This is a genomic window from Ralstonia sp. SA306 (genome assembly GCF_054792405.1).
The window spans coordinates 2,134,135-2,150,778 of the sequence record NZ_CP096451.1; the positions used below are offsets into that span (position 1 = coordinate 2,134,135).

The following is a 16,644-nucleotide window of genomic DNA, read 5'->3' on the forward strand; positions in this document are numbered from 1 at the left end:
GCTGTTCCTAGCTTGAGAAGCGATCTCGCTTATTGGTATCCCTCGTCGAAGAAGCCTTGCCGCTATTACCCTGCCAGGCGCCTCAGCAGGGTCAATGAGCGACTCCTACCCAGGTCTTTCTGCGGGTGGGTGTTTCGAAACAGTGGTGCCCGCGTCCGCTGTTAGCCGCCCCCCCCTTTTTTGTAGTTGTCGTGGTGGTGGCGGTACTGCGTCATTCGACGCCATGGAGCGTGCCCCACGTTGATGTACGCGAAGCCCTCTTATGGAACGATCACAGCCCTCGCTAGCGGGCGAAGATCGATCGCGCTGTTTCATGAAGAGCTACGACGTTACTTGTAGTACATATCGATCAACACAGCCGCATTGAAGGGACCAGCCACGGGCTTCTTGCGCCAGATCAGTTGCGTGTTGAGATCGATCGAGGCCGGGGTCGATCCGCTCATGTCCGTCAACTTGAACCAATCGTTGAAGGCCAGCTTCTCCTGAGTCTCTGAGCGCAGGATCGAAATCCCAATGGAGTCGTTTTTTTCCGGGACCAACAGGCCGTCCACGACAGTTCCGGCCGTGGGCGTGAAACGCGCGTTGACCGTGTAAGGTGTCGTACAGGCGCGTTGCAGATTCAGGTTGACCCGCTTGCTCGCCGCGACCCCGCCCACTGTTGCACCCAGCACAAATACCTCACCAAAATCCACCGTGCCTGGTGAAATCGAAAGTTGGGGCGAACACGGAACAAAACGTACGTTATCCAAGCCAGTGAGTACGTAGTTGAGATTGCTGTCCTGTACATTGTTCAGCCCCCCAGAGCCGTCCAGCTGGAAGGTGCGATAGCTTGTGGCGGTTGTTGCCTGCCCCGTAGAGGGTGTCGCGCCGTACTTCTGCACAAACACCGAGAAGGTCAGCGAAAACCGTGCTTCTCGCCAGCCCGTGCAGTTCGCCCAGGTGCATCCTTCCCACGTGTTATGGCCTGTAAAGTACCGCCCGGTCTCCAATGTAATCGGGACACCCTTGTAACGGATTCCCACGCGAATTCCGGTTCCAACGCTCACTTTGGCCGGGTTGACATAGAAATAGACCCCCTCCTGCCCGACGTCGAGGTTGTCGGAACAAATGACGTTGATGGTTCGGGTAGGCGACTCCCATATGATGGTTCCGTCGGGTGCGTCGGCCGGCACCGCCAAAACCACGCCGATCGGCTCCGTGATGGTGACGCTTTTCGCGCTGTCGTCCGCCTTACACATCAAGGCGAAACTCGTGGCAGGCAGCCATGTGAGCGAAAACACTAGAAGGAAAAGGATTCTGAACATATTCGTCGCAATTTCTCGTTGGGGGAATCGCGTTTAGTGAAGGTCAATTTCGTGTGGCACTTGCAGACCGACATCGTTGATCTCGACAAAGCGCAGGTTCTTGCGCCCTATCGCGCGCGGTAGCGTTACGTCAAACCGTTTGGTCGCGCCGGGCTGAAGCAACACATAGTCAGACACGAGCAGGTGCCCGTCTTGCCACTGCACGTCCAGATCGATCAATGACACATGAAACGGACTCGCGTTGACGACTTCGAGGCGGTCCCGATCGATCTGCCAACGCAGTGCGGCAACAGCGTCGGACACAGCGCCGTGCAGTGCCTTGGGGCGATAGAACAGTTTCAGTCGTTGCTTGATTGCGAACTGAACGGCGTTTTGCATTGCCGGTTTCACAGGAATCCCCACGATGTTCAGAAAGAACATCGACTCCCTGTCTGGCGGCATCCCGTCACCCGCGTAGAAGATGCGCACACCACTGCTTCGACCCGGCTCGATCTTGACCAACGGTTCGGCAATTGCGAACGGAATCGCGGGATGGGCCTCGTCACGCGCGTCGGTCATCCAGCTTTGCATCAGCACCGGCTCTTCGTCGTGATTACTCACTGACACGGTGACGCTTTTGTATGCTTCCGGATAGATGACCCGAGTCCCCCCAATCACAAGCGTGGCATGGGCCGGGACGATCAAGCCAAATCCCAGCGCAGGGATCAGGACCAACAGCGAAGATGTAGTCCGTCGCAGTGCGTGCAGCAAACGACCAAAGGCGCCGTGCGTTAGCTTGGTGGCGAGCATGCGTGGGCAAGCCGGCTTGTTGTCGGCCAACAAAACCGATCTGAGTTCCGACCGGTACGCGCTAATACCGTATCGTTTTCTAAACCTTCTCGACTCATGCATCTTCTTTGACTCCTATTCAGGCAGTGCGAGTACAAGGCGGTATCTGAACAGAAACGCCCGCTGGCGCAATCGACGAAGCACTGCGATGTCCGGATGCCGGCACCGGTCCTGTGGATCGCTAGCGGCAATGCAGCGTTTGTCGCTGATAGTTCTGCCCCGCCTGCGCCTCGGACAACGCGTAGGGCGCCTGACACTGGCCGTCTTTCCACTTCACGGTCAACGTGCCTTTTTCCTCTTGCAGAAGGACGAATGCCTTGCCGGCGGGGTCTGCGATGCCAAGCTGCTTACCCGTTTGCGCGTCTTCCACGTTGGCGCCGAATGGCACCGGCTTGCCATCCGCCAGTTGCAGCGCGAACTGGGCACGCCGTCCGCTGACCCCGCGGAAGGTTGCCTGCACGATGGCACCACGGCGTGGCACCACCTGTTTGACCGTATCTTCGAGCTCGACGTCGGCACCCAGGTTATGCGTGTCAGGACGCAGTGCGTTCAAGCGGTACGGCTGCGCAAAAGTCACCACCGCGTAGCCATTGCGACTGACTGGAATACCGCCTTCGGTGCGAACGTCCGTGCCCTTGATGCCCTCCATCTTCATCAGCGCAAAGGTGTCCCCAACAGTACGGCTCAGGTTGACGCCGCCGCCATGCACCACTACCGCGCCCATGGCACTCATGCTGGCGGACTGGTAGTCCTGTGCCACGTTGACGTTGGCCGAAAGCTGCCCCGCATCGGCGTCGTGGGTGATGCTTGCCCCGCCCGTAGCGCCGCGCCCACCGTTTGTGTAACCGGCCTGCACGGCGTACGACGTTTTGTCCGTCACGAAGCCATTGAGGCCGCTCTGAATGTTCGTGCTGCCGTTGCTGTCATGGCTGACGTTGGTATAGGCGCGCGGGGAGTAAAGCTTGCCGCCGAGCGGAACCGACATCGTGAGCATGACCTGCGTGTTGTTGCCGTAACCACCAAAGCGCGTGTCCTTGGTCTGGCTCAGGCTCAGGTTGTAGCTCAGCTGCTTCCAGGTGTTTCCGTAGCCCACACTGACACTGCGGCTGGATCCCGGCTGATTCCAATAGGTTTGCTGGCTGACGTTCAGGTAGACGCTGCCGTACTTGCGCTCGGGGCCGCCAAGATCCTGGCTGGTCGTCAAGTCAATGCGGGAGCGGCTACGGCCGGACTGGATGCCCCCAGCGTTGTTCACGTCGTTGACGTGGTCGTTGAACGTGCGATAGCCCGAGGTCGAGTAGCGATAGGCGGCGAGCGTGAAATTGGTGTTGGTGCGTGTGAAGGTCTTGGCATACAGGATACGTACGCTCTGCCCTGTGTCGCGCTTGCCCTGCGCACGGCTGCTTGATTGTGTGATGTCCAACGACAGCGCGCCGATCGGGGTGTTTGTACCAACGCCCACGTTGACGGCCTGGAAGTCACGCGCGACCTGCAAGCCTCCCGCCACCGTGCTGTTGTCGGTCAGGCCATAGACCAGTGACCCACTGACCAGATTGGGCGACGTGTCTTGCTCACCATCGTACCGACCCGCAGCAAAGCTGTACTTCAGGCGCCCCTTGCGGAGCATCAGGGGCAAGCTGGAGAACGCCTGGTGGGTGACGCGCTTGGTGCCATCGGCCTCAATGACGGTGATTTCCAGATCGCCGTTGGAGCCGGACGGAAAAATGTCAGTCAGTTGAAACGGGCCCGGCGGTACGTTGGCACGGTAGAGCACGTAGCCACTCTGACGCACTTCCACAACGGCGTTGGTCGCCGCCTGCCCGCGAACAACCGGTGCATAACCGCGTTCGCTATCGGGCAGCATGGCGTCGTCTGAGCTGACTTGCACGCCGCGAAATCGCACACTGTCGAACAGGGTGGAATCAGAGTACTGCTCACCGAGCGTCAGTTGGCCCTTGATAGCGTCAAGGTCACGCTGCACCAGCGTGCGGTTGCTCTGGAAACGTGTCTGACCGTCGTTGCTGCCGCTCAGCGTCGATTCATTGCGCAGGCGCCAGCGGCCAATGTTTACACCGTTCTGCAACCCCAAGTAATAACTGCTGCTGTCCTTGCCGATGCGCCCATGGCCGTAGGTTCCGCTGAACTGGTAGTTGACGTAGCCAGCGGTAACACCCTCGTCCCACAAGGCCGGATCCACATAGCCACGCGCTGCACGTGACAGGAATGCCTGCGGAATGCTCAGGTTAAGCCGCAATCGGCCCGAGTCGAAATCGACGGCCGCTTGATCCATTAGCCGAGGCAAGTCGATACACGCTTGGCTCTGCACATCCAGTGGCGGCGTGATGGCACCGAGATTGACGCCCACATCGTGCAGCATCCGGGCGGTTAGGCACGGACGGACCTTTCCGCCGTCCTGATGGAAATCGATGTCGCGGCGGCCGACGAGGTCGCCATTCACCTGCACCTCGACGCGGTATGTGCCAGGCGGCACGCTGTTGCCTAAAGACAGCACAGCGCTCAAGTCGGCCGGGCGGCCTTCGCCATGCAAGAAGTTGGTGTTGAACGCAAGGAGCGTCGGGTCTGCCTGCGCCACCAGCATGTCGCCTTCAGCCGCGTGCGCACTGTTGAACAATGCCAAACACAACGCCAGATACATCGGCGTCGCAATGGGGCGAGCCGCGAGCGCTTTTCCGCCGGTCTTTCTGGGAAAACGTTTGGTGGTCGGGCGTTTAGACATCGCAATGCTCGCTTCGGGCTTTGAGAATCGGAGGTGTCACATAGGCAAGCTCCGCTACGAAAGGGTGCGGGCTACACCAACCCATGCGGGTTGGCTGATCGAACCCACCGGCTCAATCAGTTACCGGCGGGAACCGGTGTGCTCAACTGGTTGCCGTGCAGGACGACGCGGAAGCTTTCACGGCCGCCGTAGTCGTTGATGATTTCGTAGTGCAGTTCCGGTGCGGCCGTCTGGCCACCGGGCAGCGTGATCGGCAGCGCCAGTGTCGAACCGGGCGCGATCATGTTGGCGTCCACAACGGTATGCTCCGCGCCGCCAACGCGCAGCTTGGCGTCCACCACCGTCACGTGATAGAGACTCGGATTGCTCAGACGGAGCGTGGCTTTACCTGCGTCCTGATTCAGTTGCCACTGCAGGCTTGCAGGTGCCTTCTGAGGGTCGCCCGCCAATCCAGCCGGTCGATAGAACACCTTGATGCGCTGGCGCACGGCAAGCTGCAACACGTTGTCGTTGTTGGCCGCCTGGGGAATCTCTTGCACGTTCAGCCAGAACGCAGACTCGCGATCAGACGGCATACCCACGCCCTCGTACAGCACACGCAGCAGTTGCTGCTGCTTCGCGCCCACCTTGGCCAGCGGCGGGGTGATGGCGAACGGCAATTGCGCATTGGCAGCATCATCGAGTGGGTCCAGCCAGGATTGAATGAGCGCTTCGCCGCCATCATTGCTGACCACCACGGAGCTTTCTTTGTTTTTGCCCTCGAAGATCACCCGTGTGGCATTCAAGGAAACGGCGGCGTGGCTCGCGGACGCTGCCAGCGCGCACGCCAACGCCGCGCCAGCGGCGAATCGTTTTGCTTTCATATCCGGAAGTGCCCGTGAAGAGAAAGAGGCGGCAGCGGCTAAAGCTCCGCTGCCGATTGATGCCAGCCAGATCGGCCGGCGTTTGGCTTACTCGTAGCTCAGCGTGAACGGCAGGCTTGCGTTGGCAATGCCGGGCTTGATCAGGGCAGCGTCCGGGGCCACGTATGCCGCAGCGAAACGCACGTTGATTGCACCGCCTTCTGCGGGCAGGGCGGTCTGTGCCAGGAGATTGCCGCTGCTCAGGTCGAACGCGGTTGCGCTGGCGCCCGTACCTTCGTACACGGCAATGCCCACGCCCTGGGCGAAGCCAGCAGAGGTGTTGCCGTTGTTCACGCGCAGCGTCTTCTTGTCGGCGCTCAATTCAGCCGTCTTGCCGGCAAACTTCATGCTGACCTTGGCGCCCGTCTTGCACACCACGTCGAAATTTGCCGAGCCGGCACCGCTCGCCAGGCGCTTCGGTGCCGCCACCGTACCGATGTCGTCAGCGGCAATGGTGCCCATGTCCACGTTGATGGTGCCCGCGTCACCCGTCGCCGACGACACCTTGCAGGTGTCACTGACAATCGTGCCTTGGAAGTTGATGACGCCATCCACCGACGTGGGCGTCGTCTGTGCCATTGCAGCGGCCGACAGAGCAGACATGGCGACGCCAGCCAGGAACAGTTTTGCTTTCATTGACTTACCCTTTGATTGAATCCGGGGCACGAACGTGCCGGATTGGTCGAGAACAAATGCCTATCGAAGAAGGCAGGCGCAAGTATTCCAGCGCGATTCGCGGTGCCATATCAGACTGCTCTGAAAAGCGGTGCGAGATGGACGCAGATGTTTCGCGCGTCCTCCGCCTTGGGCATCTGACGTGCAGAGGCCATCTCGCTATGAACGCAGCGGATCAACCGGCCAAGCGCTCGAGATGGAGACCTTGAGGCAGGACAAGGCGCCACGCTGCCGCAAGAGAATCGGGCAGCGCATGTGGGGGCGTCGGATCAGGACGAGGCTGCTCGCCCCCGGGGAGGGAGATCAAGCGTTGGGAGTATCCGCCCCGTGCAAGGATTGGATTTCCGCCAAGAGAGCCTGCATGTCTGCGGTGATGTCGCCGGGCGAGTCCGAAAGACGCCGCTCCAACTCACTTGCCAAGCTGCGCGTCTGCAGATCGTCCACAACGGCGGCAGCACCGGAAATTCGATGAGCCGCTCGACGTGCCTGCTCAATGTTGCGGTTGGCGAGGCCCTGAGCAAGCATCTCAAGATCGGTCTTCATGGTCTGCCGATAGATCGCAAGCACGTCAACCGCCGGCGCCACGTCGTGTTCCATTGACTCCGCGTTGGAGCCGGAATCGCCATGAGCACACCAGAGCTCGATCAGTTCCCGTAACGCGGCCAGACGCAATGGCTTGCCCAGAACACCGTCCATGCCGCTGTCGAAACACCGCACACGGTGCGCGTCGTCTGTTGCAGCGGAGATGGCGACAATCGGCGTGCGCTCGCCTCCGCGCTGGTGCTCGATTTCTCGCATGCGTTGCGCGACGGTATATCCGTCAATGCCTGGCAGGTTGCAGTCGAGCAGCACCATGTCAAACGCTGCTGACGCAAACTGTTCGAGCGCCGCCTCGCCGGTGCCGGCAATGGCAGACCGGCAAGCCAGTGCGTCCAGCTGATGCTGAATCGCATGTTGCACCGCCTCGTGATCATCGACCACGAGGACAAGCGGGCCCTCTTTCGATTCCGGAGACTGCGGCTTTTGCGCCCTGGGAGACGATATCGCGGGGGCCACAGACGCCAACGACTTTCCTGCAGTCTTCGCCAACGCCGCCTCTGTATGCGCCTCGCGTGTCGGCAACATGACGGTGAACACCGTGCCGACCTCCGGGCTGCTGCTGACGGTGATCACGCCCTCCATCAGCTCGACCAGTTCGCGGCAGATCGACAAGCCCAGCCCACTGCCGCTGGCACCGCGATTGCCCGGGCTTTCCACGCGTGAATAAGGTTCGAAAATGTTCCGCTGGCGCTCCGGAGGAATGCCCATCCCCGTGTCTCTTACCTCGAGTACGAGCGTTCCGGTACCGCGTCGTTTTCCGGGCAGATAGTCGACGCGGAAAACAACCTTGCCGGCCGTGGTGAATTTGATCGCGTTCACCAGCAGATTCAAAACGATCTGCCGCACGCGCATGGCATCGATGTCCACGCTGAAGTCGGGTGCACAGGCAAGATCGAGTGACAGCGCCAGCGCCTTGTCTTCGGAGCGCCAACGCACCATGCCAAGCGTCTGCTCCGCCCAGGGTCCGATCATCGTTGGCCGGAGCGCGAGTGTCACGGTGCGGGACTCCAGGCGCGAGTATTCGAGGACATCGTCGAGCAGAGCCAAGAGTGTTTCCGATGCCGAGACGGCGGCGTCCGCACGGCTGGCTTGCTGACCGGTCAACTGCGAGCGCTGCAGCAGCTCCAGCGAAGCAAGAATGGTGTGCATCGGCGTGCGGATTTCGTGGCTGATGAACGCAAGGAACATCGCCTTGTCGCGCTCGCTGCGCACGGCAGCAATACGCGCGCGCCATAGCACATACGCCAGCACCGCAAAGGCCAGAACGACGCCCGCAACGAGGGCGACCTGCCGCCAGCGGTAATGCAGGATCGACGCGAGCGACGGCGCGCCGTAGTCGGTTGTCTCTTGCCATCGCTGCCTGATCGCGTCAGCATCGGACGCCGAAATGGCGGTCAGCGATTTATCGAGAATCGATGCAAGCACGGGATTGTCATCGCGCGTGACCATCGTCAACGCATAGGGCCGGTCCCAGATGCTGCCTGAGAGGAACAGCTGGCCCTTGAACTGCCGGTGCAGTTGTGGAACGATCGATGCGTCCGTCCCGAGTGCGGCGTCGGCATCGCCATCAACAACCGCCTGCAACGCCTCGGACTCGTTTTGAAACGTCACCAACTTCACCGGGACAGTGCTGCGGAGGATAGCGAGTTCAAGTCCGCCGCCGCCCTTGATCGCGACCCGTTTGCCGGACAATTGCGAAAAACTGGCAAACAGGTTTTCCTGCTCCGCTGTAACGATTGCGATTGTCCCGACATAGTACGGCGTACTCGCGATGAAGCCGTCCCGGTACGGTGCTACGGTTTCGTCCTTGCTCCAGTCCGGCAGCATGTCAACTTGGCCCAGCTTCAATGCAGCCATCGAGCCGTTCCAGCACGCACCGTCCACATATTCGAAACGCAGCCCGCTCAGATGGGCAACCGCGTCGAGGAACGATGGAACCATGCCGGCGGCCTTGCCGGCTTTGACAAACTCGAACGGACGCCAGTGCGCGTCGACGCACGTACGTACCACCGGATGCGCGGCAATCCAGGCATGCTCTTCCGGTGTGAATAGCGAAGTCTCGGCCGCGTGGCTGCCGGCGGACATCAAGCCAAGCCATACGCCCAAGATCAGCGCGCGCACCGCCGCCGCTACATTGTTCACATCATCCCCAGTTTCCATATCGGAATCGATTGCATCGGCGCGTCGCGCTCGCGATGTTGCCGATCTTGCCAATTCAGAAGCTTAATTCAGTCCAAAGCCCGGAGCGCTGGAAAGTTCACCTGGCGGGCACGTGGATCCAGACCGGGGCGACCCTCGGCCTGCGTCACCTCTTCTGACGCAGCCACGCGCCGGCAACGGCGCATCTCCTGATCCTCGCCACGCCGCTCTCGCCTGCATGGCTGCGGCGTGGCGGCCCTCTTTCATATCGACCTTGCCTCCGCTGCAGGGCTCCTTGGGCCGGTTCGCGGATCGACTTCTTTTTGTTGACATCCCCAGCACCTCGACGGACATGACGCTCAAGCGAGCGTCCAGCGCTCGGTGCAAAGCAATAGCGCGCCGGCCGCCAGCCCGGCCAGATGCGCAGCGGCAAGCGGCGGCGCTCCCAACCATGGCATCGCATCGGCGTTGCCAGTGTCGAGCCACTGCCAGAGCGCCCGTGCCACGAGCGCAAATAGCACGAGGGCCGCAATCGGCTCATCAGGCACACGTGGCAGCAACGCGACCACGGCGAGACCGTATGCGATGCCCGAGAACCCGGCATAGTGCTGCAGCCCGGGCAGCGCGAGAAAAAGCACGAGACCGATCGACGCCGCAAGCCACAGGCAGCAGCGCCACACGCATAGCGACGCGGGAAGGATGACCGCCAGCACGATGAGACCACCGACATTGAGCAGGCAATGCGCCCAGTTGAAATGGACGAAGTGGCCGGAGATCAGCCGCCAGACTTCACCAGACGCGATAGCGGCGCGCTCGTAGCGCAGCGTGTCCGCGATCGTGACACCGCCGGCCTGCAAGGCAAGCATCAACAGCGCCGCCGCAAGGAAGCCGGGATGCACTCGCCCGCGCAACCACCACGCTGGACGGCGAAGTGTCAGGATGCTCAGGCGCGCCACGCGCGACGCCACACCAGGGCCACCACACCGCCCCCCAGCACGAGCCCGATCAGCGGATCTACCGCACCGGCGCCCGATTCCCCGGCACTGCCAGGGCCGCTACCCGTAGCAACATCGTTTTCGGGGGCAGTGCCGCCACCTGCAGCCTCCGTATTGAGCGCGAGGTCGACGAGCACCGGATCGTGATCCGACGAGCGATACGCGTCCGGCGCATAGAAGGTCTGTTGCTGCTCGGCGCTCTTGTATGCGAATGCGTATTCCAACGCAATCGGTTCGTCGGCGTTGATGTGCCACTCGTGCACGGCGCGTACACGCTTGGCCAGGCCGGAGGTGGCAAGCGCATGGTCGATGTAGCCGGATTCGCCGCCGTAGACATAGCTGTAGGCATCCCTGCCAATGAACTTCTCCACCATGTCGGCGTATCCCCTGTCGGCAAGCAGCAAGACTGGATCTTCCTTGGCATAGCTGTTGAGGTCGCCGATGAGAAGCTTGCCTACGTCGGTCACACCGGTTGGCGAGGTCGCCAGCCAGTCGGCGATCAGACCGGCAGCACGCACCCGGGTGGGGTTCCAGCAGCTCTGGCCGTCGCCCTGGTCGGCGTCCTTACCGGTTGTGCCGGTGCAGCCCTTGGACTTCAGGTGATTGACGACCACGGTGAAGTTCTGCGCGCCGCCGATGCGTCGGAAGCTGCGCGCCAGCGGCTGGCGGTTCTTGTTGTCGATGGCAAGCGTGGCCGGCACCCCTACAGGCTCCACGGTGCGGCTGTTGTAGACGATCGCCACCGTAATCGCATCGCTGCCCAGCTTCGGCACGCCAGGATCGACATAGCGCCAGTCGGCGCCGAGCTGGCTCGTCAGGCGGCGGATGGCGCCGAGTTCACCGTAGCCGTCATTCTCGATTTCCATCAGGCCGACCACATCGGCATTGATGGCGCGGATAGCGGCGACGATCTTGGCTTCCTGGCGTTCGAACTCGGCCTGTGTCTTGGCGCCGCGGTTGGTCGGCCCATCGAAGCCGGCACCTTTGCCGTCACCGTTGAAGTAGTTCAGTACGTTGAACGAGGCGACGCGCACATCAGCTTGGGCATGGCGTGCAGGTGCACCCGCACGCGGGTTCGTGGCGGCATTGAAAGCCGGTGCGGCCGCGCCCGGCACAGGCTGCAGGCGCCATGCGTTGTAGCGCATTTCCGGCACGCCCTGCACACCGCTCACGGTATAGCCGGCGCGCACGGAATTCGCCGCAGACAGGCCCGGCGCCGGGTAGCGCACGCCGGCAGGATTCTGCTGATTGGAACCATCGTCAAGCACGATGCGGTTCAGGGCATTGCTTGCAGCCTGGGCCGCAGCGCCGGTCCCGGGTGGGGCCACGTTGGTGGGCAATGGCAGGCGCCCGTTGCTGAGGAGCAGGCTGCCATAGCGTCCGAGTTCGTACGTTTCGCTCACAGTCAGCGTCTGCGGCAGGCGCACGAGCATCCCTTCATACGCCGAGAGCGCCGTGGCATCGGCCACGGGCAGTGTCACGTCGACCGGCGTCACGCTGTTGCCGCTGGCGCAGCTTGCGATGCCGTTGGTGACCAGCGTCAATTGCGTCTGGCCGTACTTCTCCTCCACCTTGCCGACAAGGTGGACGAGGTCACCTGCACGGGCGGTGACGCCGGGCGCGTAGACGAACAGCCCTTCCGACACGCCGGGCAGCCTTCGGCGCTGCGCGTCGGGCTGTTGCACGAAGAAGCCGTTGAACCCGTTGGTGCCGCTGTAGTCGGCCGTCACGACCGCTTCGACCTCGACGTTCTGGCCGGCCAGCGGCGAAGTTGTGCCAGCGCCCTGCACATCCGCAAGATGCGTTGCAGCGGCACCGCACACGGCAGCGGCGGGTGGCGGCGTGACGGTGCCCTGCCCGTTGTACAGACCAAGGTCGGAGAAGTCGTCAACGTTGAACGCATCCCATTGCACGGATGGATCGAAGGCAGCGGTAGTGTTTGTGTCGCCCGCCTTCACCGTGCCTTTGCGGCGTAGCGTGCGGTCCTTGGTGCCGGCGCTGGCCGTACCCCAGAAGCCGGACGGCGGTTGATAGCCGACCTGCCCAATGCGATCCACAAGGACGCCGGAACGCGTGAGCGTCAGCGCGTCGTCGCCGTTGAAGGAGAACGCCGCGGTCTGGTTGACGCGGATGCCCAGCGCACTGGCCAGCGTGCTGTGGGCCATCACATGCACAGAGCCCGGCGCCAGCTTGCCCGAGAGCGCAAACGATGCGGTGGGCGTGCTGGCGCCATTGTTGTACTGCTCGATCTTGTAGACCGACAGATCGGCTTCTGCCCCATCAGGGTTGTAGATTTCGATGGCCTTGTTGTTCGAGCTGCCTTCTACGTACTCGCTGATAAGAAGCTCAGCATGTGCAGGCAACGCCATGAACAGCACGGCGGGAAAGAGGAAATGCAGGCGCATGGGGACCAGGGGATGAGGGGGAGGAATGATCTCGGCATACCTTCAACAACGCCGATGACACACACATGGCGCGCGGTCGCCGATGGTTCAGCATTCTGTAAGCTGTCCCCCCCCCCAGCCTGCCCGCACCAAAAAATGAAAAACCCGCGATGGCTTCCAGGCATGCGCCGCATGCGTTATCCAATGGTCGCGGTTGGCTCTCCTTGGAGGACCAATACAGAATTGCCGAAATTTGCGATTTTCTGTACCTGTCGGGCGGTTGGCGACGGGTGCTAGCCTGCAAGCTCTTCGTCCTTGCCGCTGACATCGAGCCCGCTATGCCTACCCTCACCAACCTGCTCACCTTTGCCCTGGTTGCTCTCGGCATGGTGCTGACGCCCGGCCCGAACATGATCTACCTGATCTCGCGTTCGATCTGTCAGGGGCGTAACGCCGGGTTGGTGTCGCTGGCGGGCATCGCCACCGGCTTTGTCTTCTACATGCTGTGCGCGGCGTTCGGCATCACAGCCTTGCTGATGGCCGTGCCGTTTGCCTACGATGCCCTGCGCTTTGGCGGCGCGATCTACCTGCTGTATCTGGCGTGGCAAGCCGTGCGCCCGGGTGGCCGCGCGCCATTTCAGGTGCGGGAGCTGCCGGTGGACAGCCCGCGCAAGCTGTACACGATGGGCTTGCTGACCAGCATGCTCAATCCCAAGGTGGCAGTGTTGTACCTGTCGCTGCTGCCGCAGTTCATCGAGCCGGCGCACGGCAGCGTGCTGGTGCAGTCGGTGTGCCTGGGGCTTACGCAGATCTGCGTAAGCTTGACCGTCAATTCGATGATCGCGGCCACGGCGGGCAGCATCGCTGCATTCCTCTCTCGCAAGCCGAGCTGGTTGTCGGTTCAGCGCTACCTGATGGGCACCGTGCTGACCAGCCTGGCGCTGCGCATGGCTATGGAAGCGCGCAAGTAAGCCACGCCCATTCGCGAAACGATCCGCAGCCAATGAAAACGGGGCGATCCGGCCAAACCGGATCGCCCCGTTTTCATTGAACGCGCTACCCGATCAGCGGCGGCGCATGTAGAACGTGAACACTTTGTCCTGCTCGCTGTGCTCCAGCAGCTCGTTGCCGGTTTGCTTGGCGAATGCCTGGAAGTCCCGCGTGGCGCCGGGGTCGGTAGCAAGAATCTTGAGCACGTCGCCGCTTTGCATGTCGGCAAGGGCCTTCTTCGTGCGCAGGATGGGCAGCGGGCAATTCAGGCCGCGCGCGTCGATTTCCTTCTGAAACTCCATGTCTTCCTCAGTGGTACGGGCAAGCGGCGCAGCGCCGCTCGCATCAGTTATTCCGTGATTGTAACGAGCCGTGTCGGCTGCCACTGGCGCGGCGGCGGCTCGGCGGGTTCGCCGGTGCGGATGTCGATGTAGCTGACAGGCAAGCCGCGCGCACTCAGGAAATCAGCGACGGCATAACCGGTGCCGGCCGTCCAGGGACGGACTTTCTCAAACGGCTTCAGACGGTACTCGACGAGTTCTTCCGACAGCGCGATTTCGCCATCGGCCACCACGTGGTACGCAATGATCAGCTCATTCTTGCGGATGAACTCATACACGCCGATCAGCGAGATCGACTGTGCATCGAGGTTCGTCTCTTCCTTCAGCTCGCGGGCGATGCCTTCTTCAGGCGTTTCATCTCGCTCCAGAAAGCCGGTGACGAGGGCAAACATGCCTTCGGGCCATAGCGCATTGCGCGCCAGAAACATCTGCCCGCGATACTCGACCACCGCCGCCAAGACCGGCAGCGGATTGTTCCAGTGGACGAAGCCGCAGTCCGGCACCGGACATGAGATGCGCAGGCGGCCGGCGTTGTGCTGCTCGACGAGCGGCGTGGCGCATTGGGGGCAGAAGCGGTAGTCGAAGCTCATGGCAGAGAGATGCGTTAGACAGCTTGCTCACAGGCCGTGCGGATGTCGGCGGCGAAGGCTTCCACCGTCTCGGGCTCCACATCCCACGAGCACATCAGGCGGCAGCCGCCGGCACCAATGAACGTGTAGAAACGCCAGCCGCGTGCACGCAGCGCCTCGATGGCGGGCACCGGCAACTCGGCAAACACGGCGTTCGATTCGGTCGGAAACATGATGCGCACGCCCGGCACATCGGCAATGCGCGCATGCAGAAGCTGCGCCATCGCATTGCCGTGATGCGCGTTGCGCAGCCACACGTCGTTTTCAAGCAAACCCAGCCAAGGTGCCGAGATGAATCGCATCTTCGAGGCCAACTGCCCTGCCTGCTTGACGCGATAGGCAAAGTCTTCCGCCAGGCGACGATCGAAGAAGACCACGGCCTCGCCGACCGGCAGGCCGTTCTTCGTGCCGCCAAAGCACAGCACGTCCACGCCGGCGCGCCACGTGATCTCGGACGGATGCACGCCGAGCGACGCCACCGCGTTGGCAAAACGCGCGCCGTCCATGTGCACGCGCAACTGGCGACGCTTGGCAATCGCGGCAATGGCCCGCACCTCGTCCACGGTGTAGACGGTGCCGACTTCCGTCGACTGCGTCAGCGAAACGACCTTCGGCTTCGGGTAGTGGATATCCGAGCGCCGCGTAACGAGCGCTTCCACCGCGTCCGGCGTGAGCTTGCCGTTCTCGCCCTTGGCGGTCAGCAGCTTTGAGCCGTTGGAGAAAAACTCAGGGCCACCGCATTCGTCCGTTTCGATATGCGCCAGCTCGTGGCAGATCACCGAGTGATACGACTGGCACAGCGACGACAGCGCCAGCGAATTGGCTGCCGTGCCGTTGAAGACGAAGAAGACTTCGCAATCGGTCTCGAACAGATCGCGGATGCGGTCGCATACGCGCTGCGTCCAGGAATCATCGCCATAGGCCGGCTCATGGCCGCTGCCGTTGGCCTCCAGGAAATACTTCAGAGACTCCGGGCAGAAGCCCGCGTAGTTGTCTGAGGCGAAATGCTGCTTGGGCTGCATGGCGGGCCGGCAAATGTGAGTGGAAGACGGGTTACTTCTGTTCGGACCACAGCACGCCGCCGGTGGCCCAGTTCTCGCGCTTAATGTCGGTGATGATGATGTCGACGGCGCCCGGCGCGCAGCCCAGCGATTCGCAGGTGACGCGCGTTACCTCTTCGACGAGCTTCCGCTTCTGCTCAACGCTGCGGCCCTCGAACATCTCGATATGGAAAGTCGGCATGGGGGTGTCTCCGGTTGAATGCGTAGCTTCGACAGTCGCGTCAGTTGCGTCAGTCGCGATACGAAGCGTCGATTTTATCCAGTTTGCGCAAGAGCGCCGGCCACTCGATCACGCCTTCAATGGCGCCGCCATCTTCGAGCTGTTCCGCCGCGCGATCGGCCACTTGCGGCGCGGGCAAGACGACCTCGCCGCCGGCCAGCGCCTGGATCTGGATCTCGCATGCCTTGATGAGCGTGGCCATCAGCACATGCGCCTCGGCCACGGTACGGCCGACGGTGAGCGTGCCGTGATTGCGCAGCAACATGGCGAAATGGCTGCCGAGCGATGCGGTAAGGCGGCCGCCCTCTTCCGGTGTAAAGGCAAGCCCTTCGTAATCGTGATACGCAATGCGCCGGTGAAACCGCAGCGCATGCTGTGACAACGGCAGCAGCCCGTGCTTTTGCGCCGACACGGCAATGCCGGCCGTGTTATGCAGATGGATCACGCACTGCGCGTCGGGCCGGGCGGCGTGCACGGCGGCATGCAATGCGAAGCCCGTCACGTTGACGGACGGACGCGTAGCTGCGTCGGGCCAATCGCCGACAAGCTGGCCGCGGCCATTGATCTTGACCAGGTTGGATGCGGTGATCTCGTCGAACGCGAGGCCGAACGCGTTGATCAGGAAGTGATCAGGCTCGCCCGGCACGGTGGCCGACAGGTGGGTGTAGACAAGGTCGTCCCAACCGTTGAGCGCGGCCAGGCGATATGCGGCGGCAAGATCGACGCGCACCGCGCGCTCGGCCTGGCTCATTTCGCCGCCAGACGTGACGGCATCGGGGCGCAGGGCAAAAGACATGGGGCTCCTCCAATGGAGGAGGCATTCTAGAACGGGTGCGCTG

At 62.1% G+C, this 16,644-nt stretch carries 15 protein-coding genes; 2 read left to right on the plus strand and 13 right to left on the minus strand.

The window, feature by feature from the left end; genetic code table 11:
• Positions 1–329 precede the first annotated feature (329 nt).
• The 4 genes from M1D44_RS10210 to M1D44_RS10225 form a co-directional block, all read right to left on the minus strand.
• A complete protein-coding gene (locus tag M1D44_RS10210; RefSeq protein ID WP_024976280.1) occupies positions 330–1,304 on the minus strand; it encodes a fimbrial protein in 975 nt (324 codons plus the stop codon).
• Between the two features lie 33 nt (positions 1,305–1,337).
• Positions 1,338–2,093: a fimbrial biogenesis chaperone gene (locus tag M1D44_RS10215; RefSeq protein WP_316853293.1), complete on the minus strand. Its 756-nt coding sequence runs from the start codon at positions 2,091–2,093 to the stop codon at positions 1,338–1,340.
• A 220-nt stretch (positions 2,094–2,313) separates the two neighbouring features.
• On the minus strand, positions 2,314–4,770 hold the full coding sequence (locus M1D44_RS10220) for a fimbria/pilus outer membrane usher protein (protein WP_316853292.1): 2,457 nt from the start codon (positions 4,768–4,770) through the stop codon (positions 2,314–2,316).
• Between the two features lie 215 nt (positions 4,771–4,985).
• Positions 4,986–5,606 carry a fimbria/pilus periplasmic chaperone gene (locus M1D44_RS10225; RefSeq protein ID WP_316853291.1) on the minus strand — a complete coding sequence of 207 codons (621 nt, stop codon included), beginning with the start codon at positions 5,604–5,606 and terminating at the stop codon, positions 4,986–4,988.
• Here M1D44_RS10225 and M1D44_RS10230 point away from each other — a divergent pair.
• Complete coding sequence (locus tag M1D44_RS10230; protein ID WP_235193170.1) at positions 5,593–5,829, plus strand: hypothetical protein; 237 nt, start codon at positions 5,593–5,595, stop codon at positions 5,827–5,829. The genes M1D44_RS10225 and M1D44_RS10230 overlap by 14 nt on opposite strands.
• On the opposite strand, the gene M1D44_RS10235 is transcribed toward M1D44_RS10230, so the two are convergent.
• The 4 genes from M1D44_RS10235 to M1D44_RS10250 form a co-directional block, all read right to left on the minus strand.
• Positions 5,820–6,407, minus strand: a complete 588-nt coding sequence (locus M1D44_RS10235) for a fimbrial protein (RefSeq protein WP_112185457.1) — start codon at positions 6,405–6,407, stop codon at positions 5,820–5,822. The genes M1D44_RS10230 and M1D44_RS10235 overlap by 10 nt on opposite strands.
• Positions 6,408–6,749: 342 nt before the next feature.
• Positions 6,750–9,206: an ATP-binding protein gene (locus tag M1D44_RS10240; RefSeq protein ID WP_316853290.1), complete on the minus strand. Its 2,457-nt coding sequence runs from the start codon at positions 9,204–9,206 to the stop codon at positions 6,750–6,752.
• 338 nt (positions 9,207–9,544) lie between these two features.
• A complete protein-coding gene (rrtA, locus tag M1D44_RS10245; RefSeq protein ID WP_316853289.1) occupies positions 9,545–10,141 on the minus strand; it encodes a rhombosortase in 597 nt (198 codons plus the stop codon).
• Positions 10,129–12,585: an ExeM/NucH family extracellular endonuclease gene (locus M1D44_RS10250; protein ID WP_316853288.1), complete on the minus strand. Its 2,457-nt coding sequence runs from the start codon at positions 12,583–12,585 to the stop codon at positions 10,129–10,131. The genes rrtA and M1D44_RS10250 overlap by 13 nt, the downstream gene beginning before the upstream one ends.
• 317 nt (positions 12,586–12,902) lie before the next feature.
• On the opposite strand from M1D44_RS10250, the gene M1D44_RS10255 reads away from it, so the two are divergent.
• Complete coding sequence (locus M1D44_RS10255; protein WP_112185461.1) at positions 12,903–13,535, plus strand: LysE family translocator; 633 nt, start codon at positions 12,903–12,905, stop codon at positions 13,533–13,535.
• A 93-nt stretch (positions 13,536–13,628) separates the two neighbouring features.
• Here the strand turns inward: M1D44_RS10255 and M1D44_RS10260 are convergent, their stop codons facing one another.
• The 5 genes from M1D44_RS10260 to M1D44_RS10280 are packed head-to-tail and all read right to left on the minus strand — an operon-like array spanning position 13,629 to position 16,601.
• Positions 13,629–13,856 carry a sulfurtransferase TusA family protein gene (locus M1D44_RS10260; RefSeq protein ID WP_024976289.1) on the minus strand — a complete coding sequence of 76 codons (228 nt, stop codon included), beginning with the start codon at positions 13,854–13,856 and terminating at the stop codon, positions 13,629–13,631.
• 47 nt (positions 13,857–13,903) lie between these two features.
• Entirely contained in the window at positions 13,904–14,485 is a 582-nt protein-coding gene (locus M1D44_RS10265; RefSeq protein WP_024976290.1) for an NUDIX hydrolase, read from the minus strand.
• A 14-nt stretch (positions 14,486–14,499) separates the two neighbouring features.
• Positions 14,500–15,546, minus strand: a complete 1,047-nt coding sequence (locus M1D44_RS10270) for a threonine aldolase family protein (RefSeq protein WP_316853287.1) — start codon at positions 15,544–15,546, stop codon at positions 14,500–14,502.
• 31 nt (positions 15,547–15,577) lie between these two features.
• Positions 15,578–15,766 (minus strand): 4-oxalocrotonate tautomerase, encoded by a 189-nt coding sequence (locus M1D44_RS10275; RefSeq protein WP_004629375.1) that lies wholly within the window; start codon positions 15,764–15,766, stop codon positions 15,578–15,580.
• 49 nt (positions 15,767–15,815) lie between these two features.
• A complete protein-coding gene (locus M1D44_RS10280) occupies positions 15,816–16,601 on the minus strand; it encodes a class II aldolase/adducin family protein (RefSeq protein WP_316853286.1) in 786 nt (261 codons plus the stop codon).
• Positions 16,602–16,644: the final 43 nt, after the last annotated feature.